Origin of the sequence: Pseudocolwellia antarctica (assembly GCF_049933045.1) — a bacterium.
Classification (GTDB): Bacteria; Pseudomonadota; Gammaproteobacteria; order Enterobacterales; family Alteromonadaceae; genus Pseudocolwellia.
In genome coordinates this window covers 3,611,372-3,636,996 of record NZ_CP187926.1, presented here as the reverse complement: position 1 = coordinate 3,636,996, position 25,625 = coordinate 3,611,372, and the positions used below count along the sequence as shown (strand labels likewise).

The window sequence follows — 25,625 nt, the reverse complement described above, 5'->3', positions numbered from 1 at the left end:
ATTAATTAGTAATCAGACAAAAAATCGAAGTCGTCTTCGTTTTGCTGCGTAGGAATGTCAAACATAGGTTTAGACAATTGCATAGACACTTCCGTTGCACTATTCACATTAATTGTTTTAGCTATTCGATTGTCGGTTTCATCCATTTGAGGATGCCAAACAACCACTTTATATTGACCTGGTTTATCTATAATTATTTCTGAACTTCCATTTTCGTCTGACTTAGCGAAAAAAGGCGTATCAACAATCAACATATAACCACTCATCCAGTCATGAATGTTACAGCCCATTGAAACATCGCCAACGGTAGTAAAGTCAGTTTTCATAATTTGCTCACCAGAGCGAATTTTTACTGAAAACTTATTATCACCCACAGGAGAATAAATATGATGAGTAATGTTGTCTTGATTATTAAATCTTACGTCACTACCTAATTGCATAACACTGATGTAAGGAATAAATGATTTGTTTTTCTGACCCACTTCTAATGTTGAAGAGTTTTTAAGAGTAATTTGGTGATCAACAGGTTCAACATAAACCACCATGTTTTCTAATGGTTTTTGATTAACATCAAGAATATTTATCTTAAGGGAATTATTGGCGTTTGCAGTAAAGGCAGTAGCAAAAAAAGATAAACCAATCAGTAAAAATCTTATTTGAGTAAATAGCTTATTAAACAACAGTAAATTCCCCGTGACAAAATAATAAGTATAGATAAGAAATTGATAGTATCAACAAGCAGATAAATAACAACTAAGATCAGCTATTTAGGCGTGAAAAAGGCACGTAAGTAAATAACTTGTTAATTTAAAGCAAAAAAAAACAGCATATTAAATGCTGTTTTTTATTGGACCTTTAAAAGGTTATTTTAATGTTGCAACAAATTGCGCTAATTCATCAATATCATTGTCTGATAATTTTATAGCGATATCACGCATCATGTTTGCTTTATCGTTAGCACGGACGCCAGATTTAAACTGTTTAAGCTGGCTAGTAATATATTCAACACTTTGGTTAGCTAATGAAGGGAAACCTGCTTTAGCCATGCCTTTACCTGTAGCACCATGACAAGCAACACAAGCTGTAATAGCTTGGTTTACGTGATTAACCTTACCACCGTAATAAAGCTTGCTACCTGTGTCTGAACCTTTACCGTTACCAGCAAGAGGTTTCTGAGCAGCAAAGTAAGCTGATAATTCAATCATATCTTGTTCAGAAAGTGCAGCAGCCATTCCAGACATTACCGCGTTTACACGAACGCCACTTTTAAATTCAGTTAATTGCTTAACAAGGTATTGAGAGCTTTGACCCGCTAATCGAGGATAGTCAGCAATAGGTTTATTACCACCTGGACCATGACACGCAGCACAAGTTGCAGCTTTCTTTTCACCCGCAAGTACTTCAGCAGTAATTGCAACAGCAATAACCTTCTTCGGTTTAACATTAGCTAAAGCTTGAGTGTCAGCTAAGTAAGCACCAATATCTAAAATCTCTTCATCAGTCATTTGACCAGCAAATTGATTCATTGGGTAATTAGCACGATTCTCATTAGCTTTAAAATTATGTAATTGCTTTTGAATATATTCAGGATGCTGTTTAGCAAGGTTAGGGTAGATAAGAACATCGCTGTTACCATCTTTACCATGACAACCAATACAAGCACCAATAGCGCGAGAAGCATCACCTAATTCATACAAGCTCTTACCAGCAATAGCGTCAGGCTCATATTTCGCAGCAGGAGCAGCTGCACTTGCCGTTGAATCGCTACCAGCAGTACTAGATTCAGCAGCTGTACGAGGTAAACTGTTGTAGTAAGCACCAATGTCCATCATGTCTTGTTCAGACAAACCAGCAGCCATAGGTCCCATTACAGGATCACTACGGTCAGTACTGTTTTTTAAGGCTTTAAGCTGTTTTACAATATAGTCAGCATGTTGGCCAGCAAGATTAGGGTAAGCATCGCTTGCACTAATACCGTTAGCGCCATGACAACTAGCACATAAAGCTACTTTACCTTTACCAGCTTCAATATCTCCAGCGGCAACAGCAACATTCATTCCTGTAAATAGTACTAATATAGAAAAAATAAAACGTTTCATTTGAAAAGATCTCTTCTCGTCTTTAACTAAGCGAATTTGCCTAATTAAAAAAAATGTATATAAAAACTGGCAGTATTTTACACAAAATATCGCGGCGTGTAATAAGCTTAGTAAAAATAAGGTGATTTTTTATGAGTTTTTTTATTTATAAAAGAAAAAAAAAAGATATAATGAGGTAATTATTATTGTTATTGGAAACTATTTTGTCATCATCAAGCATAAATTTACATAGAGCGACGTTTACACTTAGCGCGCCAGACATTCGTCGGTTGCCTGATGATAGCGGAATAGAAGTCGCATTTGCTGGTCGATCTAACGCAGGTAAATCAAGCGCATTAAATACCCTAACGAACCAAAGAAGCTTAGCTAGAACCAGTAAAACTCCTGGTCGAACTCAGTTAATTAACGTATTCGAAATTGCAGAAAACAAACGATTAATCGATTTACCGGGTTATGGTTTTGCAAAAGTGCCATTAGAAATGAAAATTAAATGGCAAAAAGCCCTTGGCGAATACTTAGAAAAGCGCCAATGTTTAAAAGGTTTAGTTATTTTAATGGATATTCGTCACCCATTAAAAGATTTAGATAAAGACTTAATTCAATGGGCAGTTGATAGTGAACTACCTATTTTAGCTTTGTTAACCAAATGTGATAAATTATCACAAGGTCAACGCAGCACAGAAGTTCTTAAAGTAAAAAAAGCATTAAAAGATTTAAATGCTGACATTACTGTTCAAGCTTTTTCATCGTTAAAACGTACAGGTTCAGACCAAGCTACTGCAGTTATCCAAGCTTGGTTTGACGACGAAAACATAGAAGAACTTGCAGAAAACGAAATTATTGAAGAATAAAAACCGCTGAAAGAGTTAACTCTTAAATAAGTTAACAATAACGTTTTAGCTAAAGCCTTGTAACCTTGTTACAGGGCTTTTTTTTGATCTGCTTTAAGGGAGAAAGTATGAAAAAAATAAAAAATAAATGTACGTAGTAAATTTTGGGCAAAAAAAAAGCCAATATCTTAATATTGGCTCAAAGTAATAAGTTTTTTGGGGAAAACTTAGAATTCAATAAACTGTCCGTTAGGAGCAAGTGAAGTATAGAGCAAGTACTCTATTAAAGTAAAGCAAATACTCTAAAATAAATGAAAATAATTCAACTGTAGTGTTTTTGTTTATTTATAATTCAGCAAATCAAATGGTAGTAAGTGGCACTAATTCTTACTTATATGACGGGAATAATAAACGTGTAAAAGTTATCGACTCAAAAGGTGTTAGTTACTCTTTCTACGGAAGTAATGGAAAATTGATGTACCGTCAGGTTGATGAGCAGGATGTTGAGTATTATTACTTAGGTAATAAGCTAGTTAGCAAGAAAAAAGGTAGTACGATAAACTACTTACACGCAGATTATTTAGGGAGTACCGCAGCAGAATCTAATGCTTCAGGCACCGTGACTGATCGAATGCATTATCAACCTTTTGGAGAAAGTATAGAAACGCCTAAAGATGATGTAGGTTATACAGGCCATAAGTTTGATACAGACTTAGGGTTAAGTTATATGCAAGCACGATACTATGATCCAGTCATAGGTCGTTTCTATTCGAATGATCCTGTTGGTGTTCGTGATGTTCACTCGTTTAATCGCTATGCTTATGTGAATAATAACCCCTATAAGTACACTGACCCTACAGGGAAAATCGCTGTCGCTATAGCTGGTCCAGGAGCATCAGCAATACCAATAGCTGGCCAGAATGATATTACTGGTCAAGGTGCTAGAAATAAAGTGATAGCAAAGGGAGTAGATGGCTTTATTGACGATGTTATTCAGAGGATGGAGGATATAATCGGGAATAATGATGAAGAAATACTTGATATTATTCGATGTAAAAAAGATGAGTGTATAGAGGAAGAAGTAGAGAAGGGTGGTAGAATATGTCCTGCATCAATTGCTAGATGTACGGATAAAAAGGTTGAAGAGGAATTAGAAAGAAGGAGACAACAAAAGGAAAGGGAAGAAGAAGAAGCAAGAGAAGCACAAGAAAGGTTAGACGAACTACAGGATTCAGAATGAAAAAGTTACACAACTCAAATAGGAGTGCTTATGACAGAATTACGAGAAAAAATGGAAAATTTTTTCCCAGGCGATAAAGATCTTGCAGTAGAAATGTTGGTTGAAATAAAAAATGTAGGAAAATCAATTGAATCATTGGATCTAATGTTAAGTAAAAAACTTGATTTAGATGATAGAAAATATATGGTTAAATCTTTGATTACTTCGTATGCAGAAATTTCTGCAAGCATTGAAATTCCAATATATTATAAGTTTCCTGAACTGAAGAAGTTTTAAATCATTTCTTTGACCCTGTAACAAGGTTTGTTGCAGGGTATCTAAAAGGTCAATCGCATATCTAATAATTTTTTCAAGGCTATATGCTGCATACGATAATTAAGTCCATTGGACAAACGATAAATTTGTATGGTCTTAGTGTTGCTATGCGATAAAATTGACCTCTGATATGGGTATTTAAGGAGAATACATATTGAAAAAATTTCCATATTTACAAAATGTTTCTTTAAAACTCGATAGAATGATGAATTTTTCATCCTACCCATTTAATACATTAGCATTAAAAAATTTTGAAAGTATAGAATTTACTGAACCTGTAACATTTATCATTGGTGAAAATGGTAGTGGTAAATCAACTTTAATTGAAGCAATTGCAACATCATATGGTTTTAATCCAGAAGGTGGAAGTAAAAACTTTAGTTTTGATACAAGGAAATCTCATTCAGAACTTCATGAATTTTTGCGACTTAGTAAATCATTTTGTCTCCCTAAGGATGGTTTTTTTCTAAGAGCAGAAAGTTTCTTTAATCTGGCAACTAATATTGAAACGCTCGACAAAGATCCTCTTGATAGTTCTATGTATCTAAATCTCCCCAAAGTTATAGATTCATTTGGTGGAGAGTCATTACATGAACAATCACATGGGGAGTCGTTCATGTCACTTGTTGTAAATAGGTTTTTTGGCCATGGACTATATATACTTGATGAGCCTGAAGCTGCATTATCACCAACCCGACAATTGACACTATTAGCACGAATAAATCAGCTATGTGAACTCCAATCTCAATTCATTATAGCTACTCACTCACCAATATTATTAGCTTACCCTGGTGCGCAAATTTACCAAGTTACAAACTCAGGTTTAGAACTGACAAAATATGAAGATACTGAACATTATGCGATAACAAAGTCTTTTTTATTAAACCCAGAACGTATGTTGCAAGAACTGTTTAAAGAAGATAACAAAGAATAAAATTAATCGTTGAAACTTGAGAATTATTCTCATTCGATCTTTCTAATTACTATCAAAAACAGAGACAATATACCAATCCTTTACAATAGAATTCATGTCACCACCCCAGATAAAAAAAAGTGTATATCTTAGAAAATGGTGATGGTTTTTACCAATAATATTATCGACAGCAGTGAGTGCTTTTTACTTATAAATGTTATTTCACAATATTCTTTATTAATTCAGGCTAGAGAACGGTTGATTTATTAACAGATAAAGAAATTAATGCTTGGTCAAATGGATAAGTTAAATTAATATCTAGTTAAACTAAAATATCGACTATTAATATTCTCGTTATTTATGAATTTATTGACAATTTTCTCATAAAGTTTGACACTAAAAGTCACAAATAAATTCATTTACTTGTCTATAGAGCCTATCAAACCTGTTTACTCATTCTTGAAGTTTTCGAAGATCCACATTTATTTATAATTCAGCAAATCAAATGGTAGTAAGTGGCACTAATTCTTACTTATATGACGGGAATAATAAACGTGTAAAAGTTATCGACTCAAAAGGTGTTAGTTACTCTTTCTACGGAAGTAATGGAAAATTGATGTACCGTCAGGTTGATGAGCAGGTTGATGAGCAGGATGTTGAGTATTATTACTTAGGTAATAAGCTAGTTAGCAAGAAAAAAGGTAGTACGATAAACTACTTACACGCAGATTATTTAGGGAGTACCGCAGCAGAATCTAATGCTTCAGGCACCGTGACTGATCGAATGCATTATCAACCTTTTGGAGAAAGTATAGAAACACCTTAAGATGATGTTGGTTACACGGGACATAAATTTGATACTGACCTGGGGTTAAGCTATATGCAGGCACGATACTATGATCCAGTTATAGGTCGTTTCTATTCGAATGATCCGATAGGGTTCCGTGATATACATAGCTTTAATCGTTATGCTTATGGCAATAATAATCCGTATAAATATATAGATCCTAATGGTATGGCAAGTGAACCAGCATGGACTATGTTTGATTCAACATTTGAAGGAATGAAAGTTTTTTCAAGTCTATCTTCTAATCAGATACATTCTTTGGAACAAAGTGGGATAACAGTTTTAAAAGAAGGAGAAATAAAGAGTTTTACAACAACTCCAGCGAAAGCTGTTAGTACAATCTTTGGTTTTGGACGTGGAATACGACCTACAATAATATCGACTACTGCAAGTATTATTGATTTGTATCAAACAGGTACCTTTTCTGGGTTAGGGAGTAATGCAGGTGCACAATTATCAGAGCGTTTGATGGAACATCATAAAATAAAGTCCCCTTGGATAAGGCGTATCTTTGCAATATCGGCAGGATATCTATTTGGAGATGTTGTAAGTACCCATGAAGAATCAGAAAACAATGACTCTAAAAAGTCAATTAAAAGACCAAATGAAACTCCTGATGGAAGAAGAACAGAACCGTGGCAAGACGTTCGAAATAGAATTGGTGATGGGCCAGCACGTTAACTCATTTGTGAGTATGCCTTAACTTGAAATCGGAGATAATATGAAATTACAATTAAAAAAGAATTTTACTAGCATTGATTTATTTGGAGTAGTTCTATTTTTTGGAGGAAGTAAATATTTATATGATGCAGTTTTAATTGGTGAAATTCAAATAAGAGCAATTTCAATAGCTCTTTCTGAATCACCATTATTATATTGGGTTTCTGTTTTTTCTTCTTTAATATTAAATTTACTGCTTGTATTTTATTTAATCTTTTATGATTTTAAAAAGCAAGGTTACCTTTTAAGCTGTGATAAAAGTCATAAGCTCTAATATCAAGGAGCAGATAATTTGATTTAGCTATGTTTGCATGAACTTAATGCTTTGGGCCAAGCGAAGTAGGTTAGTAATTATACCACTAATGCATCAGACACCGTCACTGATCGAATGCATTATTACCCTTTTGGAGAAAGTATAGAAACACCTAAAGATGATGTTGGTTATACGGGACATAAATTTGATACTGACTTAGGGTTAAGCTATATGCAGGCACGATACTATGATCCAGTTATCGGGCGTTTTTATTCGAATGATCCTGTTGGTGTTCGTGATGTTCAGGTAATCCCCCCATTTTTAATGGAGTTCAAAAGTAGACGTTTTTCTCTGTGTTAGTTTGCGTTTTTGAATTGGTGTTATACCACCAATTCCCATGTTAGGTCGCTCATGGTTATAAGTCCATAACCATTGTGTGGCCCTGTTCTGTAATTCTTCAATATCACGATAAATATAATGGCTTAGCCAATCATATCTCACCGTTCGATTAAAACGTTCAATGTAAGCATTTTGCTGTGGGTTGCCTGGCTGAATGAAACATAATTCAATATCGTGTTTTGATGCCCAAGCTGCAAGTTTATGACTAATATATTCGGGTCCGTTATCAGAACGTATACGTTTAGGTTTACCACGCCATTCGATGATCCTATCAAGTGATTGGATCACACGCTCTGCGGGCAATGATATATCAGCATCTATTGCCAAACCTTCCCGGTTAAAGTCATCAATCACATTAAACAAGCGACAACTCCTTCCATCTGATAATTGGTCATGCATGAAGTCCATCGACCAACATTCATTCATCGCTTCGGGCACTGCTAATGGCTCAGGAACTTCACGTTTCAGCCGTTTATGAGGCTTTATTCGCATATTCAGTTCGAGTTCACGATAGATACGATAAACGCGCTTATGATTCCAGTGATAGCCTTTTACGTTTCTCAAATATAAAAAGCATAAGCCAAACCCCCAGTTTCGTTGATTCTGCACTAAACCTAACAGCAAGTCGGCGATAAGCTCATTATCGTCATTAAGTTTAGGCTGATAACGATAACAGGTTTCGCTGATTAAGAATGCACGGCATGCTTGGCTAATACTGACGTCATGGCTTTGAATTGCTACTTTAGCCATCGCTTTGCGCTCAGAAGCCTTTACCACTTTTTTGCCATGGCCTCCGTAATGATTTCAGCCTTTAAACGCTCTTCGGCATACATCTTTTTTAAGCGCCGATTTTCATCTTCTAGCTCTTTCATTCTTGCCATAAGTGAGGCATCCATGCCGCCATACTTAGAGCGCCATTTATAAAACGATGAGTTACTCATGCCGTGTTCACGACATAGTTCGGGAATAGGTACGCCATTTTCGGCTTGCTTTAAAATGGCTAAAATTTGACTGTCACTAAAATGTGCTTTTTTCATGAATGATCTCCTGCGGTTAAGCATACGAGAAAATTCTACTTTTGACTTCGATTATTTTTCGGGGGGATTACCCTTTATTTTATAAAGAAGCGTAAAGAATAGGTATTTAATTAAATAACCTCAGCTCGGGATAAGTCATTTAGCCTAATAAAGTAATTTAAACTGCATAGTTAACAAAATTAATCATATGTTTATACAATTTATAATCCTGAGTTGAGGCTAAACCAAGTTAGTCGAACATGCACTTCAAGCTTATTTCAATGATTGGCTTATATAATATTTATGCCATACGTGAGCGCAAAGAAATTAAATTTAAGATCTAGGTTAATTAAAAACGCATTTACGAATGTCATTTTTGCGTTAAAGTAAGGCTAACTAAATTTATAGATGTTTAAAAGAGTTGAAAATGCGCTTTACCTTGTTCAAAAAAATCCTTCTATCACTATTATTCATCAGTACTTTGATGCTTGTTGGGATAATGTGGTTAGTGAACTCTAGCTTTCATCATGGTTTGCAGGATTATATTAATCAAGGCGAAAAAGAAAAACTGATATTGGTTGCAGAGAAAGTTTCTCCTTATTACTCAGAAGAGTTTGGCTGGCAACAAATAGAGTTTAAACAATGGGAGGTCGCCTTATCACAAGTTTTTACACGTTCATTTAAAAGTAATAAAGGGCCAAAGTCATCTAAGCGTAATAAAGGTATTCTTAAGCGTGTTAATTTATTAGATAAAGGTTTTAATAGCGTTTTTCAAATAGAGAAGTCTTACCCTAAAAATCAACAAGTTTTTATCCCTATAATATATAAGCAACAAACGGTAGGTTGGATTTTAACGAGAAAGAACAGTGCTATTGCAGGTGAATTAGAAGAAAGCTTTTATTCTCAGCAACAACGTAATTTTTTGTGGATAGTTCTGTGGCTCACCTTAATTTCTTTTTCTTTAGCATGGTTTTTAGTTCGACACTTATTAACGCCTTTAAAGCGCCTTGAGAGTGTTGCAAACTCATTGCAGCAAGGTGATTATACAATGCAAATTAAAGTGACGGGTGAAGATGAACTGTCAGTTTTATCTAATCGTTTTAATGAATTAAGCTGTAGTTTATTGCAGCAAAAAGAAAATAGAGAACAATGGTTAGCTGATATCTCTCATGAATTGCGTACGCCAATTTCGGTATTAAAAAGTGAGATTGAAGCATTGCAAGATGGTGTTCGCCAACCTGAGCCTAAGTACATTGATTCCTTACACGACCAAGTACAAAACCTGAGTCATTTAGTGAACGACTTATATCAACTGTCACTTTCTGATTCAGGCATGCAATTTAATATGGCAGAGAAAGTAGATATTTTGGACGTTCTGAAAAAAAGTTGCAGCTTATACAAATTACGCTGTCAGGAACAAAGTATTCAACTACATATGAACGTTGACTCTAGCCAAGCAATTTTTATGAAAGGTGATGAAAAGTCGTTAACACAGCTGTTTTCTAACTTATTGGAAAACAGCTTGCGTTACACTGATGCCCCAGGACAGATAAAAGTAGTAATGAAAGTTGATAACCAGCAGCTTAACATCATTATCGAAGATAGTTCGCCAGGCGTACCTAATGAGGCGCTACCTAAGTTATTTGATCGTTTGTATCGTGTTGATGAATCTCGCAGTCGACTAAGTGGGGGCTCAGGCTTAGGGTTATCAATTTGTGAGAACATTGTAAAAGCTCATCAAGGTAAGATGATTGCTACACATTCTAAGTTAGGCGGGTTAACTATCACCATCAATATACCGTTGCTATCAGTTAATAAGTTATAGGGCGTTATTATGTCGCAGAATATTTTAATAGTAGAAGATGAACAATCACTTGCTCAAGTTTTAGGTGAATACCTCTCTCAATCTGGGTTTAGTGTCAGCATTTTAAATGATGGACTTGGCGTGATTGATTGGGTTCAGAACAACCATGTTGATTTGATCATATTAGACTTAATGTTACCCGGTAAAAATGGTTTAGACATTTATCGTGAACTACGAGTGTTTAGTAATGTGCCTGTTGTAATGGCAACGGCTAGAATTGATGAAATAGACCGTTTGATAGGATTAGAGTTAGGTGCAGATGATTATATTTGTAAACCGTACAGTCCTAGAGAGGTCGTTGTACGAGTAAGAAATATATTACATCGCTCTGTTGATGACGTAAAAGTAAAAGTAACAGCACAAGTGCTTAGCATTGATGAAAAAACAATGAAGGTGTTAGTAAAAGGTAAAGAAGTCAGCTTAACTCGTGCTGAGTTTGGTTTATTACTGCATTTTTATCAGCATAAAGATCAAGTGTTTAATCGAGAGCAACTTATGTCAAAAATCTATTCAGACAACCGTGTTGTTACTGATAGAACAATTGATAGCCACATAAAAAACTTACGTAAAAAAATTCAAAGCGTCGATGCTGAAGTAGATTGTATTCAATCTATTTATGGTGTTGGTTATAAATTTGCTTTGTAAGTTACTCTTCTACTCATATTAATGCCTATACACGGCATTAATATGTTTCATCCTTAATTCTTGCTTTATTTTAGTTAAATTGAACAACTCCATTTTTTCTCCATATTCTCTCCACAATTATTCTCTATAGTCTCTACATCAGCTCAGAACGAGCCTAACTAGTGAAGGAAGTTAACATGAAAAAATTATTTATTTTAAGTGGTGCAGTATTAATGGCAACGAGTGCATTAGCAATGGCAGCTAATGGTAAAGGTAAAGTTGATTTTTCTACTCTTGATATTAACAGCGATGGCGTTATCGTTGCAGAAGAAGCAACAGGTAAAGTCGCTAAGTATTTCGATAATATAGATGCCGATGGAAATAGCTCTATCACTCAAGCTGAATTTGATGTGATGAAAGATATGATGAAAGGCAACAAACGAGGCGGAAAAGGTAAGCGTAGTCACTTTAAGCATATGGATGCAGACAAAAGTGGTGATATAACAGAGCAAGAATTTAATGCTGCCATTGAAGCTAAGCAGACCGCACAAGCAAAAAGAATTGCTGAACGCCCTACGTTTGCGCTATTAGATACTGATGCAAATGGTCAAATTTCAGAGCAAGAATTTGATGCAGCACATGAAGCAAAAAAAGTAGCGCATAAAGCGGATAAAAAAGCTAAAGGCAAAAAAGGTCATAAAGGTAAAAATAAAAGAAACCGTACAATATTTACTGCTCTAGATACTGATGAAAATGGTCAAATTTCAGAGCAAGAGTTTAATGATGTGCGCACAGCAAAAGATGCTAAACACGCTAAAAGAATGGAAAAGCGCCCAACATTTTCAATGTTAGACGCCGATGGTGACGGTGTTATTACAAAAGCAGAGAGCAAAGCATTTTCTAAGCAACGCTCAGAAGAAAGAAAATTAAAAAAGCAGTCTTCGTAATCTTTTAAAAGTAACTGTTTTTAGTTAAAGCAAGTAAACAGTACATGCGTTTTAACTTTATTTAAAATATGCTTGGTGGATGATTCTGCCAAGCATTTTTTTGTTTTATTCAAAATATTTAGTTAAAGAATAAAACGATTATGTTTTAAGGTTATTTCACTCTAATGAGGGTAAGTATTATTAGTTGAAATGCCGTGTGGGTGAGAATTCATCCAGACTGTTTAGGTTTACTAGATATGTTTAATTATTCGACTACAGGTTAAGCACAGACTAATACCTATTTGATTAAGTTTTCTGTGATTTGATTTAAAATTTTAAATACTTCTACGAAGTCGGTTAAATCACTTCGTGCAGATTCTCTCTGTCCTGATTGGTATTTAAGCTGCATTGCTTTGGCAATAACATGTATTTCTTTATGAATGCTTTCTAGGTGAAGCATCATTTCATTTGCAAATAGTTGTTCTTGCATATGTGAGCGGATCCAATTACCGCAATGGCATTCCTTACTATCAATGATAGGCCAAGGTCTAACATCAGTAGATGGGGCTACAATTTTCTTTATAAAACAATCTTTCCATTGAGCGGTAATAAGTTTGAATATTTCTACACTACTTTCTTTGTAGCTAAGTTGCTTATTACCAAAATTAAGCCATTGTTTGTTAGGCATATAATTACTTAACCATGGGTTAAAGTCTTTTGCAGGCATAGGTTTAGCTATACCATATCCTTGTGCTTGCTCACATCCCATACATATAAGCATTAATCCATGGTTAGTGGTTTCAACACCTTCAGCAATAACGCTACGCTTAAACGATTTAGATAAAGAAATAACACCATCTATGATCGAGTAATCACTGGGGTCATCGAGCATATCTCTGACAAATGTTTGATCAATTTTAATTGTGCTTACAGGTAAGCTTCTCAAATGAGTCAGCGAAGAATAACCCGTACCAAAATCATCTAAAGAAGCACTAACGCCTAACAGGTTTAAACACCTTTGGATAATCTCGGTAATTTTCTTAAGATCACCTAAAGCCGAACTTTCTAATATTTCTAATTGTAAACATTTAGCATTAATAGAAGGATATGCAGCTAATGATTTTTCAAGTGAATTAAAAAAAGACGGAGAAACCAAATGATTTGAAGAAATGTTAACACTAACTTCAAGCCTTATACCTTGTTTTTGCCAATCATCAAGTTGTTGTAATGCTTCATCTATAACCCACTCTCCAATCATCCTTTCTAACGGAGTACCATCTATATAAGGTAAAAAGTCTAATGGCGGGATCAATCCTTTTTGTGGATGAAACCATCGTATTAAGGCTTCAACGCCAAATACTTTACCCGTTATCATGTTAACTTTAGGTTGATAATACAGTTGAAATTCACGCTTAATTAAAGCTTGTTCAATTTCTTCTAGCTGTAGATTTTTTTTGATTATTTGTTGGTCTGAATCTGGATTATACAGTTGAGAGCGATGTTTACCTGATAACTTAGATTGGTACATAGCATGATCAGCATGACGTAATAGGGTATCGATATCACCATTGTCTGAAGGGTATAAGGTAACACCACTGGAAGCCGAAATATTATGTTGAATACCATTAATAAAATAGGGCAGAGCTAACGATTGGTGAATACGTTGTATTGTAATTTCATATTGTGATGCTGATTTAATATCGTTAAGTAATATTGCAAATTCATCGCCGCCTTGACGAGATACTGTATCTTCTTTTCTTATACAGTTAGTAATACGATCTGCAACTTCAATAAGTAATTTATCTCCAGCTTCATGTCCGTAGGTATCATTTACTGGTTTGAAATTATCTAAATCAAGAAAACAAATAGCGAGTTGATGACCTGTACGTTTACTATGAGCAATAGATTGATGAAAGCGGTCTATAAATAAAGCTCTGTTGGGTAACTTAGTTAGGACATCATAATGAGCCATTAAATTGAGTTTATCTTGCTGGTGTTTGATATTCGTAATATCGGAAAATATAGCGACAAAGTGAGTAACTTCATTCTGTTTATTTTTTACGGATGAAATATTAAGTAATTCAGAATAAAGCTCACCATGTTTTGTTCTATTCCATACTTCGCCTTGCCAGTGCCCATGAGTTGTGACCGACTCCCACATTTGGTTATAAAATTGAGGTGTTTGTTGCCCTGAACTTAAAATTAATGGGGATTCTCCAATAATTTCTTCATGATCATATCCTGTAATTTTCACAAAGGCGGGATTCACATCAACAATATGCCGTTGCTCGTCTATAATCATAATGCCTTCTTGGGTATCACTAAATACTCGAGAAGATAGTTGTAATACTTGTTCTGCTTTTTTACGTGCACTAATATCCTGAATTACAACAATAATACTTTGAGGTTGCTCATCTGATTCCCAAGTAGCTGATATAGTTGTTTCTACCCAAACTGTATGTCCCTTTTTGTGTATGTAGCGTTTTTCTATTGTGCTTTCTCTTATTTCACCGCTGAGTAATTTATTCAGACTATCTAAAGATATATCGATGTCGTTAGGGTGTGTTAGATCATGAAAAACATTGCAACTCGTTATTTCTTCTAAACTGTAACCGACCATCTCACAATATCGTTGATTAATACGAATAACATTCCCATTATTAAAGTCTATCAATGCAACACCAACCGCTGCTTGATCAAAAATGGTTCGAAATAACTGTTCACTTTTATCTAAAGATTTTTTAGAAATAAATTCACTGGTTATATCGCGAATAACACAAATAAGCTGGTCGTTTAGAGGAATTCTATTAAGGCGAGCTTCGAAATGGGTGCATTGATTATTGATCATTAATTGATATTCGAAGGCAAGCACTTGGTTTGTATTAATGGCTTCATTAATTTTTAATTGAAAGAGTATCGCTATTTGCTCTGGCAAAATATCTTGTAAATGTTTACCGACTAAATCTTTAGTATTTTTATACGGTTCAATGGTGTTTTGCGTACGATAATCTAAAATAGTTCCATCTGGCATTATGCGTAAATAGGTATCAGGCAATGCATTAAACAAGCTTTCTAATTCGGCATTATGATGTAACTTATTAATTTCAGCTTGTTTCAAATCAGTAATATCAAGAACAACGCCTACCATTAAAGTAGGCTGACCTGTGACGTCAAGTGAATGACCTCCTGAAACGATAATCCAACGAGTTTCGCCATCTTTTCGAAGAATTTGGCATTCTATATTCCAATCTGTTTTATTACTAATAGCTTGTTGAAATTTTGTTTCTACGTTATCTCTTTCATCCGGGATAACGTGTTCAATGAATCTTTTATAGGTCCATTGATCTTGTAACGTTTCATAACCAAATATTTTATCATGGGTGATAGATCGGTAAGAGGTTCGGTCAATCAAATTAAGTTCCCAATGGCCGATATGGCTTTGTTTGAGAATAAACTCTAATCGGGCCTCATTTTTTTGGTTTTGAATTTCTATACGGCGCCGCTTTGTTGTATCTACAGCTTGAATAACATATCCAGAGACTTGCTGACTTGCGTTTGCACAAATAGCAGTAGTTGATACTTCTGCATAGTGCAGTGACCCACTATCAGTTTCAAAAACATCTTCAGTAATTACGGGGTTTTGTTGATTTTTTGCGTCACTTAAGCGTTGCTTCCAAATACTCTCCCACTGAGGAAAGTCGCACCAGGTGGGAGATTTCCAAAGTGATTTCCCAACATAATCTACTTTTGGCATACCTTGAAGCGTTAAAGCCAATTCATTAACTTCTACTATGTTACCTTCAGGAGACAATACAACCATATATTTAAATTGCTGATTAAAAAGCATTTTAAATAATGGGTCAGAATTGTTCAGCGTGAGATGGGGGATTATATTTGAATTTTTTATTTGCATGCTTTGAGTATTATACAAAAATTAATATTTTCAAATAATTAGATAAAATATATTTTATTTATAATCAAACTACTGTTTCGTGATTATGTTTAGCATATTTCGACCGAAATTGTTTTGTTCTTGTATCTTTATGTTTTTCATTGAATCTTATGCAATATAAGTAATGAAACTAATTTAAAAACAATTGTTTACAGTTAATTCTTTGTAAGAAGAAACGCTTAACCCAACCTTAACCTTAACCTTGCTATACTTGTTTTATATTACGTATTCTATTTTTAATTTAAGGTCTTTTTATGTTGCTAGCTAAATCATTTAAATACAGCTTATACATTTTACTTCCGTTCATATTAGTTGCTTGTGGCGGACAAGCTGAGCCCGAAAAAAAAGTACCGGCTGATCTTCATGTTGATACACTAAAGATGACACCTACTCTTTTACGTTTAACTAAAGAATTACCTGGTCGTATTGCAGCATTCAAAAAAGCTGAAGTAAGGCCGCAAGTTACGGGTATTTTAAAAACCCGTTTATATAAAGAAGGCAGTATGGTTAAAGCGGGTGATGTGCTTTATCAAATTGATCCTACCACTTATGAATCTGCAGTTAAAAGTGCTGAAGCACAATTAGCTAAAGCGATAGCAAGCGAGAAATCAGCCGAAAAAATTGCTGTTCGTTATACCAAGCTTTTAAAGCAAAAACTTGCTAGTCAAACCCTTTACGATGATGCTGAGTCAACGTACGAACAAGCTAAAGCTGAAGTCGCTATTCGTCAGGCAGAATTAGACACTGCTAATGTTCAGCTTTCTTATACCAAAGTTAAAGCACCTATCTCAGGACAAGTAGGTATATCGTTAGTGTCAGAAGGTTCATTACTCACTGCAGAACAATCTAGTTATTTAACCACTATTATTCAAACTTCTAATGTTTATATAGATATGCAGCAATCGTCGGTGTCACTTTATAAAATAAGGAAAGACTTCAATACTATAGATATGCCTGAACCGTTATTTATTGCGGTGTCTATCACTTTAGAAGATGGAACTCCTTACGATATGAGTGGACATTTAGAGTTTGCTGATACTCAAGTAACAGGTTCAACTGGTACTGTAACCCTTAGAGCCATTATTCCTAATCCTACAAATACATTACTTGCCGGTATGTATGTGCGTGCACATATATCATCACCCATAGAGCGAAATTATCTTGTTGTGCCTCAATCAGCAGTGGTTAGAAGCCAGTCAGGCGAACCGTCTGTATATATTGTTAATGAAGAAAATATAACAGTGAAAAAATCTGTAGTGTTAGGTAACGAAGTAAAAAATGGTTGGATTGTTAGTGAAGGTTTAACTGAAAATGACCAAGTCGTGATCAGTAACTTAATTAAAATAAAAAACAATCAAAAAGTGATTATCGATACCACAACTGATGCTAATGAAGTAAATGCCCAAAAGAATTCATCTCAGACTACAGAGCAGGATTAATTTATGTCTAAATTCTTCATTAACAGACCCATTTTTGCATGGGTGTTAGCTATAGTTATTATGCTTTCTGGCGTTGTATCTATTATGACTTTACCAATATCCCAGTACCCGACTATTGCTCCACCTGCGATTACAATTTCTGCTACCTACTCAGGCGCATCGGCAAAAACAATTGAAGACAGTGTTACACAAGTTATTGAACAAGGTATGACTGGACTCGATAATTTACTTTATATGTCATCAACCAGTGATTCTTCAGGCAGCGCATCAACAACATTAACTTTTAGTGCGGATACTGATCCTGATATTGCACAAGTACAGGTACAGAATAACTTACAGCAAGTAACAAACCGTTTACCTGCTTCAGTGCAAAGCCAAGGAACATCTGTTACTAAAAGTACATCGGGTTTTATGTCGGTTACTATTCTTTATTCACCTACAGGCTCTATCAGTACGGCTGATATACAAGATTACGCAAATTCAAGTATTAAAGATATTATCAGCCGTGTAAATGGCGTAGGTAGTGTAACTATTTTTGGTCCTTCTTATGCTATGCGTATTTGGTTAGATCCTGCCAAGTTAAATAGCTACAGCTTAACGCCCGTAGATATATCTAGTGCCGTATCTGAACAAAATAGCCAAGTAACTGTTGGCCAATTAGGTGGTACGCCCGCAGCAGCAGAGCAATTAATTAATGCAACGATCACGGCGCAGAGCTTATTAACTACGGTTGACGAATTTAAAAATATTTTAGTTAAAGTTAATAGCGATGGGTCACAAATTCTTTTACAAGATGTTGCTCGTGTTGAATTGGCGAGTGAAGGCTCTAGTGTTATTCCTCGATTCCAAGGTCATGGCGCATCAGGAATTGCGGTTACTTTAGCATCAGGTGCTAATTCTTTAGAGACACAAATTGCGGTAGACGAAAAGCTGGCTCAATTATCTGAAGGCTTTCCTCAAGGATTAGAATTAGCAAAGGCTGTAGATAATAATGAATTTATACGCCTTTCTATTAGTGAAGTGGTAACAACCCTTATAGAAGCTATTGTATTAGTTTTCTTTGTTATGTTGTTATTTTTACAGAATGTTCGCGCTACATTAATTCCTACTATTGCGGTACCTGTAGTATTACTTGGTACCTTTGCCGTTATGTCGGTATTAGGATTCTCTATTAACACGTTAACCATGTTTGGTATGGTATTAGCTATCGGTTTATTAGTTGATGACGCTATTGTTGTAGTAGAAAACGTAGAAAGAATAATGCATGAAGAAGGTTTATCTCCTTTAGAGGCAACTAAAAAATCGATGCAACAGATCACAAGTGCATTGGTTGGTATTACTATGGTTTTAGCCGTAGTGTTTATACCTATGGCATTTATGTCGGGTTCAACCGGAGTTATTTACAAGCAGTTTTCATTAACAATTGTTACCGCAATGGTACTTTCAGTGTTAGTGGCTTTAGTGCTTACGCCTGTACTTTGTTCTACGTTATTAAAACCTGCAGATAAAAAACCTAAAAACAAATTATTTACTGTATTTAATAGCTTATTTGACAAGTTATTAGTGAACTACAAAGGCTCTGTAAATAAGGTGTTATTGCGTCCTATTCGCTGTGTTTTAGTTTATGTTTTATTATTTGGTGGTGCTGCTTATTTGTACAATGTTGTGCCAAGTTCATTTTTACCAAGTGAAGACCAAGGTGACTTTATGGTAATGGTGCAATTACCAACAGGTTCAACTTTAGCTGAAACGAATAAAGTGATGAACGAAGTACGAGAGTATTTTGAAGATAATGAAGTTGATACGGTTGATACTGTGTTTACCGTAGCGGGATTTAACTTTTCAGGCAGAGGACAAAATGCAGGTATGGCATTTGTTGGTTTAAAAGACTGGTCTGAAAGAACGGAACTAGCTACCGGAGTCAATGCGATAATTGAACGAGCAACAAAAAACTTCTCAACGTATAAAAAGGCATCAGTATTTGCGTTTAGTAGTCCTGCAATTAGAGAACTAGGTCAATCTTCTGGTTTTGATTTTTATCTTCAAGATATTGGAGGGTTAGGTCACGATAAACTAATAGATATTCGTAATCAATTATTAGCAAAAATAGCTGAAAGCCCTATTTTACAAAAAGTAAGAGCTAATGGCTTGGAAGACAATGCGCAATTCTTCCTTGATATTGATTATGAGAAAGCTAAGGTACTTGGTATTGAAATAAGTGATATTAATAACTCACTATCCATTGCTTGGGCTTCATCTTATGTAAACGACTTTATCGACAGAGGTCGCTCTAAAAAAGTATATATTCAAGCTGATGCTGAATACCGTATGACACCTGAAGATTTAGACCTTTGGTTTGTTCGTAACAACCTAGACGAAATGGTGCCTTTATCTGCATTTAGTTCATCACACTGGGGTCGAGGTTCACCACAGTTGATGCGTTATAACGGAAACTCTGCGGTAGAACTATTAGGTGAAGCAGCTCCTGGGTACAGTACGGGTGATGCTATGGCAGAAGTTGATAGACTTGCGGCTGAGTTATCTAAAGATGTTCAAGTGAGTTGGACTGGTATGTCGTATCAAGAACTTGAAGCAGGTAATCAAGCACCTATTTTATATGGCATATCATTACTTATGGTATTCCTATGTTTAGCCGCTCTTTATGAAAGCTGGAGTATTCCTATTGCTATTATTTTAGTGGTTCCATTAGGTGTGTTAGGGGCGTTGTTAGCTATTACTTTTAGAGGCTTTGAAAACGATGTGTATTTCCAAGTGGGGGTATTAACCACTATCGGTTTAACGGCTAAAAATGCCATATTAATTGTTGAGTTTGCAAAAGAATTGTATGACAAAGGCATGAATATGGTTGATGCAACAGTAAAAGCCTGTGAAATGCGTTTACGTCCGATAATAATGACATCGCTCGCGTTTGTATTAGGGGTAACACCATTAGTGATAAGTAGTGGTGCTGGCGCGAATGCACGTAATGCTATTGGTACTTCTGTAATGGGTGGGATGATTGCTGCAACATTGTTGGTTATTTACTTTGCTCCATTGTTCTTTGTTTTAATTTTGAAAATGTTTAAAACAAAAAAGGCAGATGTTGAGTTTTAGCTAAATAGCCAAAAACTAAATTAAAGACAAAAAAACGGTGAGCTATAAGCTCACCGTTTTTATATGTTTTGCATTATAAAAACAAATTTAACTTAAGCTATCAGGTCCTACTCGCATTACCAACTTACCAAAGTTTTCACCTTTAAGTAATCCGATAAACGATGGAACGGTATTTTCTAAACCTTCAACCAAATGCTCTCTGTATTTGATTTTGCCATCAACAATCCACTGCATCATGGCTTCGCTGAATTCATTGTAACGGTGTCCATAATCGTCAAATACAATAAAGCCCTGCATTTTAATACGTTTCACTAACAAAGCACCCATTAAGGCAAACATTCTGTCTGGTCCTTCAGGTAACTCTGTTGTGTTGTATTGTGAAATAAGACCACATAAAGGGATACGAGCACTTGTGTTTAGTAATGGTAATACAGCATCAAATACTTTACCGCCTACATTTTCATAATATACATCAATACCGTCGCTACAGGCGTTAGCAAGTTGCTCTGCAAGGTCGTCTGAATAGTGATCTACACAAGCATCGAATCCAAGCGTGTCTACAGCGTATTTACACTTTTCAGCGCCGCCTGCAATGCCTACAACTTTACAGCCTTTAATTTTAGCTATTTGTCCTACTAAGCTACCAACAGCACCTGTTGCCGCTGCGACTACTACGGTTTCGCCAGCTTTAGGTTGACCTATATCTAATAGCCCCATGTAAGCTGTTAAACCAGGCATACCTAAAATACCTAAAGCGTATGATGGGTTAGCTAAGTTGTTATCTAATTTAAGTAAGTTAACACCATCTGAGATGCTGTAATCTTGCCAGCCGCCAAACGATACAACCCAATCACCTTTTTGGTAGTCAGCATGGTTTGATTCTTCAACACGACAAACACTTCCGCCTACCATTACTTCGTTTATCCCAACAGGTTCAGCATACGACTTAGCGTCACTCATGCGTCCTCTCATGTAAGGGTCAAGAGAAAGATAAATAGTACGTAATAAAATCTCTCCTGCTTTCGGTGTTGGTTTTTCGGTTTGTACAAATTCAAAGTTTTCGTTTGTAGGTGCGCCAAAAGGGCGTGAAGCTAAAACTATCTGTCTGTTAATTTCTGTAGTTTGTGTTAATTTAGTCATTACTAATCCTTTATATATTCCGTTTATAAAACATTCAAAGTCACTTCGATATTGCCGCGAGTTGCATTTGAATATGGACAAACAACATGGGCTTTTTTTACAAGCGATTGAGCCGTGTCTTTGTCTATACTGCCTAAATAAATATTTAATTCAGCGGCTATACCAAAACCATTAGGTATTGGGCCAATAGCAACTTTTGCATTAATGTAAGCATCTTCTGGGTAAGCTATTTTCTCTTGTCCCATTACTACTTTTAAAGCACCAATAAAACAAGCTGAGTAACCGGCAGCAAATAATTGCTCTGGATTTGTGCCTTCTCCGCCTGCACCACCTAATGATTTAGGGGTTGATAATGAAACCTTTAACTTTCCGTCATCTGATTTTGATGATCCATCACGACCGCCATTGGTTGTTACTTCTGCTGTGTAAAGTACATTATCAAGTTTGTTCATTTCGATATTCCTTCCGTTTATATCCTAAGAAAATGACTATAGTGCTGTTTCTAAAATTTTGCGGCTAACTTCTAATGTAATGTCGCCATGTTCACCGAGTTCAGTCATACCGTGTTTTTCTAATCCGTCAATCAAACCATCTATTTGGTCTTTTGTTATTTCTATTTCAGATAATCGAACAGGTACATCCATGCGTTTGAAGAAGTCTTCAGTTAAGGCGATAGCTTTATCAATTTTAACTTCTTCGTCTGTATCTGTTAACTGCCATACACGCTCTGCGTATTGTACTAATTTGGCATGTTTTTCTTTACGTTTAACTTTCATTACCGCAGGTAAAACGATTGATAAAGTGCGAGCGTGATCAATACCAAACCCACCTGTTAATTCGTGACCAATCATGTGAGTAGACCAATCTTGTGGAACACCAGCGCCTAATAAACCGTTTAATGCCATAGTGGCAGACCACATGATGTTTGCACGTACTTCTAGATCATTTTTTGTTTCAGCTTGTAACGCTTTAGGACCTTCTTCAATCAAGGTTTGTAGTAAGCCTTCTGCGAAACGGTCTTGAACTTTGCCATTTACGCTGTAAGTTAGGTATTGCTCCATAACATGAATAAATGCATCAACTACACCATTACTTATTTGGCGATCAGATAACGATAACGTTACTTTAGGATCTAATACAGCAAACTGTGGACGAACTAAAACGCTAGCAAAAGGTAATTTGTTACCATCACGTGTAACAACTGAGTTACCGTTACTTTCAGAACCTGTTGCTGGCAATGTTAATACTGCACCAAGTGGTAATGCTTTTTCTATTTTCGCTTGCTTAGCGAGAATATCCCAAGGATCATCACCTTCAAACAATGCAGCTGCTGCTATAAATTTAGCACCATCAACTACTGAACCACCACCTACAGCTAGCAAATAATCAATGCCTTCTTTTTTAATGATTTCTAATGATTTCATTAATGTTTGGTATTTAGGGTTTGGTTCGATACCTGAAAACTCAAACCAAGTATGATCAGCTAATGCTGCTACAACTTGATCGTAAACACCGTTACTTTTAATTGAGCCACCGCCGTATACTAATAATACTTTTGCGTCAGCTGGAATTTCTTTAGCGATAAGGTGAATCTGATCTTCACCAAAATGAATTTTTGTTGGATTTTGAAAGCTAAAATTTAACATAAGAGAAAATCTCTCTATAAAAGGGGAAACAGCTAACTGATCTATGCTAGTTAGCTAGAAACTAGATTGTGTAGCTATTTAAAGGTGTAGCTATTTAAAGGTATAGCTACAAAACACCGTAATACTATAGGTTTTATTACTTCAGGCTCTATTACTATTTACTTAGCTGGTTAAGTAATTTTTCAGCTACAAGTACTGAACTTGCCGGGTTTTGGCCAGTAATAAATAATGCATCTTGTACTGCAAAAGCATGCCAGTCATCAGTTTTTTGATAATCTGCACCACGTTTAACTAACTCATCTTCAAGTAAAAATGGCACGACATCGGTAAGCTCTACAGCGGCTTCTTCACTGTTAGTAAAACCTGAGATTGCTTTGCCTTTTACTGCATATTCACCAGCACTAGTTTTAACATTTAACAATGCTGCAGTAGCATGACAAACCGTTGCTACAAGCTTATTGGCTTTAAGGAAGTTTTCAATTAATTTAATTGAATCATTGTTTGATGCCAAATCCCATAACGGACCATGACCACCCGGATAAAATACAGCATCAAAGTCTTCAGCATTCATTCCAGCTAAAACATTTGTGTTAGCGATTAACGCTTGTGTTTCAGCATCAGCATAATATTTTACAGTGGCTGGCGTTTGAAAGTCGTCTAACTCACTTTTAGGATCTATTGGTGCTTGACCGCCTAATGGAGAAGCTAAGGTAATTTGTAATCCTGCCTCTTTAAATGCGTAATAAGGTGCGGCAAATTCTTCTACCCAGAAACCTGTTTTTTCACCTGTATCACCTAAATCAGTATGCGATGTTAATACCATTAATACTTTTTTCGTATTCATTTTGAACTCCTAATTTATTAAGTTGTTTTACAAGTAATTTTCTAACTGGGATAAGTGTACACAAGCAAACTAAAGCTAACAATGCAGCCAATATGATTAACTTTGTATCAATAAATGATACAATGACTTCGTTTACACAATAAGACTTCTATCGTTGAATTAACTTGTTGTGTCTTTAGTTAAGTATGAGGTAAGTGTTGAATATTTCATTTGAACAGTTAAAAAGTATGGTGGTTTTTGCCCAAGTTATTGAGCAGGGAACCTTAAGTGGCGCAGCTAGACGTATAGGTTTGTCGCGTGCGGTAGTGAGTTATCATATTAAAAAACTTGAAGAGCATTTAGGCATAAAGCTTCTGAACCGTTCTACACGAACAATTTCCTTAACAGAGGCGGGCAGTGAGTATTATGAGCATTGTAGGATCATTGCTGAACAAGCAACGGCAGCAAATCAGCAAATTGAAAACTTAAAACATGAACCTGTAGGTTTATTAAAAATTACCTGCCCTGTAAATGTGGGGTTGCAAACGATTGTACCTGCTTTAAATGAGTTTAGAACCCTTTATCCTAAAATTGAACTTGATGTTATGTTAACGGATGAAGTAGTCAATATTATTAAAGAGGGGATAGACTTAGCGATAAGAGGAGCACCTCTAGCTGATTCCGGTTTACAGGCCGTTAAGTTATCAACACTAGATACTTGCCTTTGTGCCTCACCATCGTATTTTGAAAAGTTTGGTGTTCCCAAACACCCTAGCGAACTAAACAAACATCAATGGGTAGTGTACAAACTAACATCTGGAAGCCTTGAACTAACAAAAGGCTCTCGATCTTTTAGTGTTGAAATGAAAGGAACAATCACAACAAACAATGCGGCAGCACGAACCGCGTTTGTTGAAGGTGGTCATGGTTTAGGTCGAATTCCTAGATACGACGCTAAACCTAAAATTAAACAAGGGACTTTAGTGTCTGTACTCGACGATTACAAAATGAAAGCCATTAACATTTATGGTGTATTCCCTCCTGGCGGCGCGGAGTCGAAGAAATTACGTTTACTTATCGATTTCTTAAAAGCTTATTTTAAGAAACCAAGCTTGTTGTAAGCGTTAATGATCTGGCATGCTAAAAATAAGGCTATTATTAATCGCCTTGTATCGATAGGTTCTTATTTAATTGTTCAGCATATTTACTGTATAATAGACATTCGTACTTTTTGAAATAAAAGTAAGGTCTGTCGATTATGCAACCTCACTATTTCTCTTCTTTAAGTCACTCGATTCAGTGTGGCATTCTCGTACCGTAACTGCGGTGGGTACGTTAGTACAAAAGCTTTTATAAACCATTAAAACAAAAAACATAAACGTTAAAGCATAGATGAATAGCATAAATGTGCTGTTCATCATCCATTGCTTGTAAGGCGTTGCTGTTAAACATACTACAAGGTTAT

General features: G+C 35.6%; 21 protein-coding genes and 1 pseudogene. 14 read left to right on the top strand and 8 right to left on the bottom strand.

Annotated features, from left to right (window positions below; all coding sequences use genetic code 11):
* Nucleotides 1–5: 5 nt before the first annotated feature.
* Nucleotides 6–680 (bottom strand): hypothetical protein, encoded by a 675-nt coding sequence (locus tag ACPUVN_RS15780; RefSeq protein ID WP_426359372.1) that lies wholly within the window; start codon nucleotides 678–680, stop codon nucleotides 6–8.
* A gap of 183 nt (nucleotides 681–863) precedes the next feature.
* Nucleotides 864–2,099 (bottom strand): c-type cytochrome, encoded by a 1,236-nt coding sequence (locus ACPUVN_RS15775; RefSeq protein ID WP_426369425.1) that lies wholly within the window; start codon nucleotides 2,097–2,099, stop codon nucleotides 864–866.
* 203 nt (nucleotides 2,100–2,302) lie between these two features.
* On the opposite strand from ACPUVN_RS15775, the gene yihA reads away from it, so the two are divergent.
* From yihA to ACPUVN_RS15735, 8 genes and pseudogenes are all read left to right on the top strand, one after another.
* Entirely contained in the window at nucleotides 2,303–2,950 is a 648-nt protein-coding gene (gene yihA, locus ACPUVN_RS15770; RefSeq protein ID WP_426359374.1) for a ribosome biogenesis GTP-binding protein YihA/YsxC, read from the top strand.
* A gap of 343 nt (nucleotides 2,951–3,293) precedes the next feature.
* The gene (locus ACPUVN_RS15765; protein ID WP_426369424.1) at nucleotides 3,294–4,169 is read left to right on the top strand and encodes an RHS repeat domain-containing protein; all 876 of its coding nucleotides are present in this window, start codon (nucleotides 3,294–3,296) and stop codon (nucleotides 4,167–4,169) included.
* Nucleotides 4,170–4,199: 30 nt separating this feature from the next.
* Complete coding sequence (locus tag ACPUVN_RS15760) at nucleotides 4,200–4,445, top strand: hypothetical protein (RefSeq protein ID WP_426369423.1); 246 nt, start codon at nucleotides 4,200–4,202, stop codon at nucleotides 4,443–4,445.
* 193 nt (nucleotides 4,446–4,638) lie between these two features.
* Nucleotides 4,639–5,418 (top strand): AAA family ATPase, encoded by a 780-nt coding sequence (locus tag ACPUVN_RS15755; protein ID WP_426369422.1) that lies wholly within the window; start codon nucleotides 4,639–4,641, stop codon nucleotides 5,416–5,418.
* A 484-nt stretch (nucleotides 5,419–5,902) separates the two neighbouring features.
* Nucleotides 5,903–6,223, top strand: coding sequence for a hypothetical protein (locus tag ACPUVN_RS15750; protein ID WP_426369421.1), 321 nt, complete (start codon nucleotides 5,903–5,905; stop codon nucleotides 6,221–6,223).
* Nucleotides 6,224–6,238: 15 nt separating this feature from the next.
* Nucleotides 6,239–6,925, top strand: a pseudogene (locus tag ACPUVN_RS15745) (RHS repeat-associated core domain-containing protein); the annotation flags it as partial.
* 40 nt (nucleotides 6,926–6,965) lie between these two features.
* The gene (locus tag ACPUVN_RS15740; protein ID WP_426369420.1) at nucleotides 6,966–7,238 is read left to right on the top strand and encodes a hypothetical protein; all 273 of its coding nucleotides are present in this window, start codon (nucleotides 6,966–6,968) and stop codon (nucleotides 7,236–7,238) included.
* Between the two features lie 114 nt (nucleotides 7,239–7,352).
* Nucleotides 7,353–7,577: an RHS repeat-associated core domain-containing protein gene (locus tag ACPUVN_RS15735; RefSeq protein ID WP_426369419.1), complete on the top strand. Its 225-nt coding sequence runs from the start codon at nucleotides 7,353–7,355 to the stop codon at nucleotides 7,575–7,577.
* Here ACPUVN_RS15735 and ACPUVN_RS15730 read toward each other — a convergent pair.
* Nucleotides 7,539–8,653 (bottom strand): IS3 family transposase gene (locus tag ACPUVN_RS15730; protein ID WP_426358342.1). Its coding sequence is split into 2 segments (ribosomal slippage): nucleotides 7,539–8,401 and nucleotides 8,401–8,653, totalling 1,116 coding nucleotides; the frame shifts between segments, so codons are not numbered across the junction. The genes ACPUVN_RS15735 and ACPUVN_RS15730 overlap by 39 nt on opposite strands.
* A 406-nt stretch (nucleotides 8,654–9,059) precedes the next feature.
* Here ACPUVN_RS15730 and ACPUVN_RS15725 point away from each other — a divergent pair.
* The 3 genes from ACPUVN_RS15725 (at nucleotide 9,060) to ACPUVN_RS15715 (ending at nucleotide 12,067) form a co-directional block, all read left to right on the top strand.
* Complete coding sequence (locus ACPUVN_RS15725; protein WP_426359394.1) at nucleotides 9,060–10,457, top strand: ATP-binding protein; 1,398 nt, start codon at nucleotides 9,060–9,062, stop codon at nucleotides 10,455–10,457.
* 9 nt (nucleotides 10,458–10,466) lie between these two features.
* Entirely contained in the window at nucleotides 10,467–11,141 is a 675-nt protein-coding gene (locus tag ACPUVN_RS15720; RefSeq protein WP_426369418.1) for a response regulator, read from the top strand.
* 176 nt (nucleotides 11,142–11,317) lie between these two features.
* Nucleotides 11,318–12,067, top strand: a complete 750-nt coding sequence (locus ACPUVN_RS15715) for an EF-hand domain-containing protein (RefSeq protein ID WP_426369417.1) — start codon at nucleotides 11,318–11,320, stop codon at nucleotides 12,065–12,067.
* A gap of 277 nt (nucleotides 12,068–12,344) precedes the next feature.
* On the opposite strand, the gene ACPUVN_RS15710 is transcribed toward ACPUVN_RS15715, so the two are convergent.
* Nucleotides 12,345–15,893, bottom strand: coding sequence for a PAS domain S-box protein (locus ACPUVN_RS15710; protein WP_426369416.1), 3,549 nt, complete (start codon nucleotides 15,891–15,893; stop codon nucleotides 12,345–12,347).
* A 359-nt stretch (nucleotides 15,894–16,252) separates the two neighbouring features.
* Between ACPUVN_RS15710 and ACPUVN_RS15705 the strand changes: the two genes are divergently transcribed.
* Nucleotides 16,253–17,437, top strand: a complete 1,185-nt coding sequence (locus ACPUVN_RS15705; RefSeq protein ID WP_426359399.1) for an efflux RND transporter periplasmic adaptor subunit — start codon at nucleotides 16,253–16,255, stop codon at nucleotides 17,435–17,437.
* A 3-nt stretch (nucleotides 17,438–17,440) separates the two neighbouring features.
* Nucleotides 17,441–20,551, top strand: coding sequence for an efflux RND transporter permease subunit (locus tag ACPUVN_RS15700; protein ID WP_426369415.1), 3,111 nt, complete (start codon nucleotides 17,441–17,443; stop codon nucleotides 20,549–20,551).
* 87 nt (nucleotides 20,552–20,638) lie between these two features.
* Here the strand turns inward: ACPUVN_RS15700 and ACPUVN_RS15695 are convergent, their stop codons facing one another.
* From ACPUVN_RS15695 to ACPUVN_RS15680, 4 genes are all read right to left on the bottom strand, one after another.
* Nucleotides 20,639–21,691, bottom strand: coding sequence for an NADP-dependent oxidoreductase (locus ACPUVN_RS15695; protein WP_426359401.1), 1,053 nt, complete (start codon nucleotides 21,689–21,691; stop codon nucleotides 20,639–20,641).
* Nucleotides 21,692–21,714: 23 nt separating this feature from the next.
* The gene (locus ACPUVN_RS15690) at nucleotides 21,715–22,143 is read right to left on the bottom strand and encodes an organic hydroperoxide resistance protein (protein WP_426359402.1); all 429 of its coding nucleotides are present in this window, start codon (nucleotides 22,141–22,143) and stop codon (nucleotides 21,715–21,717) included.
* A 36-nt stretch (nucleotides 22,144–22,179) separates the two neighbouring features.
* The gene (locus ACPUVN_RS15685) at nucleotides 22,180–23,337 is read right to left on the bottom strand and encodes an iron-containing alcohol dehydrogenase (RefSeq protein WP_426359403.1); all 1,158 of its coding nucleotides are present in this window, start codon (nucleotides 23,335–23,337) and stop codon (nucleotides 22,180–22,182) included.
* Nucleotides 23,338–23,491: 154 nt separating this feature from the next.
* Nucleotides 23,492–24,181 carry a type 1 glutamine amidotransferase domain-containing protein gene (locus ACPUVN_RS15680; RefSeq protein WP_426359404.1) on the bottom strand — a complete coding sequence of 230 codons (690 nt, stop codon included), beginning with the start codon at nucleotides 24,179–24,181 and terminating at the stop codon, nucleotides 23,492–23,494.
* A gap of 197 nt (nucleotides 24,182–24,378) precedes the next feature.
* On the opposite strand from ACPUVN_RS15680, the gene ACPUVN_RS15675 reads away from it, so the two are divergent.
* Complete coding sequence (locus tag ACPUVN_RS15675) at nucleotides 24,379–25,281, top strand: LysR family transcriptional regulator (RefSeq protein ID WP_426359405.1); 903 nt, start codon at nucleotides 24,379–24,381, stop codon at nucleotides 25,279–25,281.
* The last annotated feature ends 344 nt before the right edge of the window (nucleotides 25,282–25,625 follow it).

Bases quoted from the DNA above. Each gene is read 5' to 3' on its own strand.
- ACPUVN_RS15690 (WP_426359402.1), bottom strand. From the start codon at position 22,143: ATGAACAAACTTGATAATGTACTTTACACAGCAGAAGTAACAACCAAT.
- ACPUVN_RS15710 (WP_426369416.1), bottom strand. From the start codon at position 15,893: ATGCTTTTTAATCAGCAATTTAAATATATGGTTGTATTGTCTCCTGAA.
- ACPUVN_RS15725 (WP_426359394.1), top strand. From the start codon at position 9,060: ATGCGCTTTACCTTGTTCAAAAAAATCCTTCTATCACTATTATTCATC.
- ACPUVN_RS15695 (WP_426359401.1), bottom strand. From the start codon at position 21,691: ATGACTAAATTAACACAAACTACAGAAATTAACAGACAGATAGTTTTA.
- ACPUVN_RS15680 (WP_426359404.1), bottom strand. From the start codon at position 24,181: ATGAATACGAAAAAAGTATTAATGGTATTAACATCGCATACTGATTTA.
- ACPUVN_RS15715 (WP_426369417.1), top strand. From the start codon at position 11,318: ATGAAAAAATTATTTATTTTAAGTGGTGCAGTATTAATGGCAACGAGT.
- ACPUVN_RS15765 (WP_426369424.1), top strand. From the start codon at position 3,294: ATGGTAGTAAGTGGCACTAATTCTTACTTATATGACGGGAATAATAAA.
- ACPUVN_RS15735 (WP_426369419.1), top strand. From the start codon at position 7,353: ATGCATTATTACCCTTTTGGAGAAAGTATAGAAACACCTAAAGATGAT.
- ACPUVN_RS15705 (WP_426359399.1), top strand. From the start codon at position 16,253: ATGTTGCTAGCTAAATCATTTAAATACAGCTTATACATTTTACTTCCG.
- ACPUVN_RS15720 (WP_426369418.1), top strand. From the start codon at position 10,467: ATGTCGCAGAATATTTTAATAGTAGAAGATGAACAATCACTTGCTCAA.
- ACPUVN_RS15740 (WP_426369420.1), top strand. From the start codon at position 6,966: ATGAAATTACAATTAAAAAAGAATTTTACTAGCATTGATTTATTTGGA.
- ACPUVN_RS15760 (WP_426369423.1), top strand. From the start codon at position 4,200: ATGACAGAATTACGAGAAAAAATGGAAAATTTTTTCCCAGGCGATAAA.
- ACPUVN_RS15685 (WP_426359403.1), bottom strand. From the start codon at position 23,337: ATGTTAAATTTTAGCTTTCAAAATCCAACAAAAATTCATTTTGGTGAA.
- ACPUVN_RS15750 (WP_426369421.1), top strand. From the start codon at position 5,903: ATGGTAGTAAGTGGCACTAATTCTTACTTATATGACGGGAATAATAAA.
- ACPUVN_RS15700 (WP_426369415.1), top strand. From the start codon at position 17,441: ATGTCTAAATTCTTCATTAACAGACCCATTTTTGCATGGGTGTTAGCT.
- ACPUVN_RS15775 (WP_426369425.1), bottom strand. From the start codon at position 2,099: ATGAAACGTTTTATTTTTTCTATATTAGTACTATTTACAGGAATGAAT.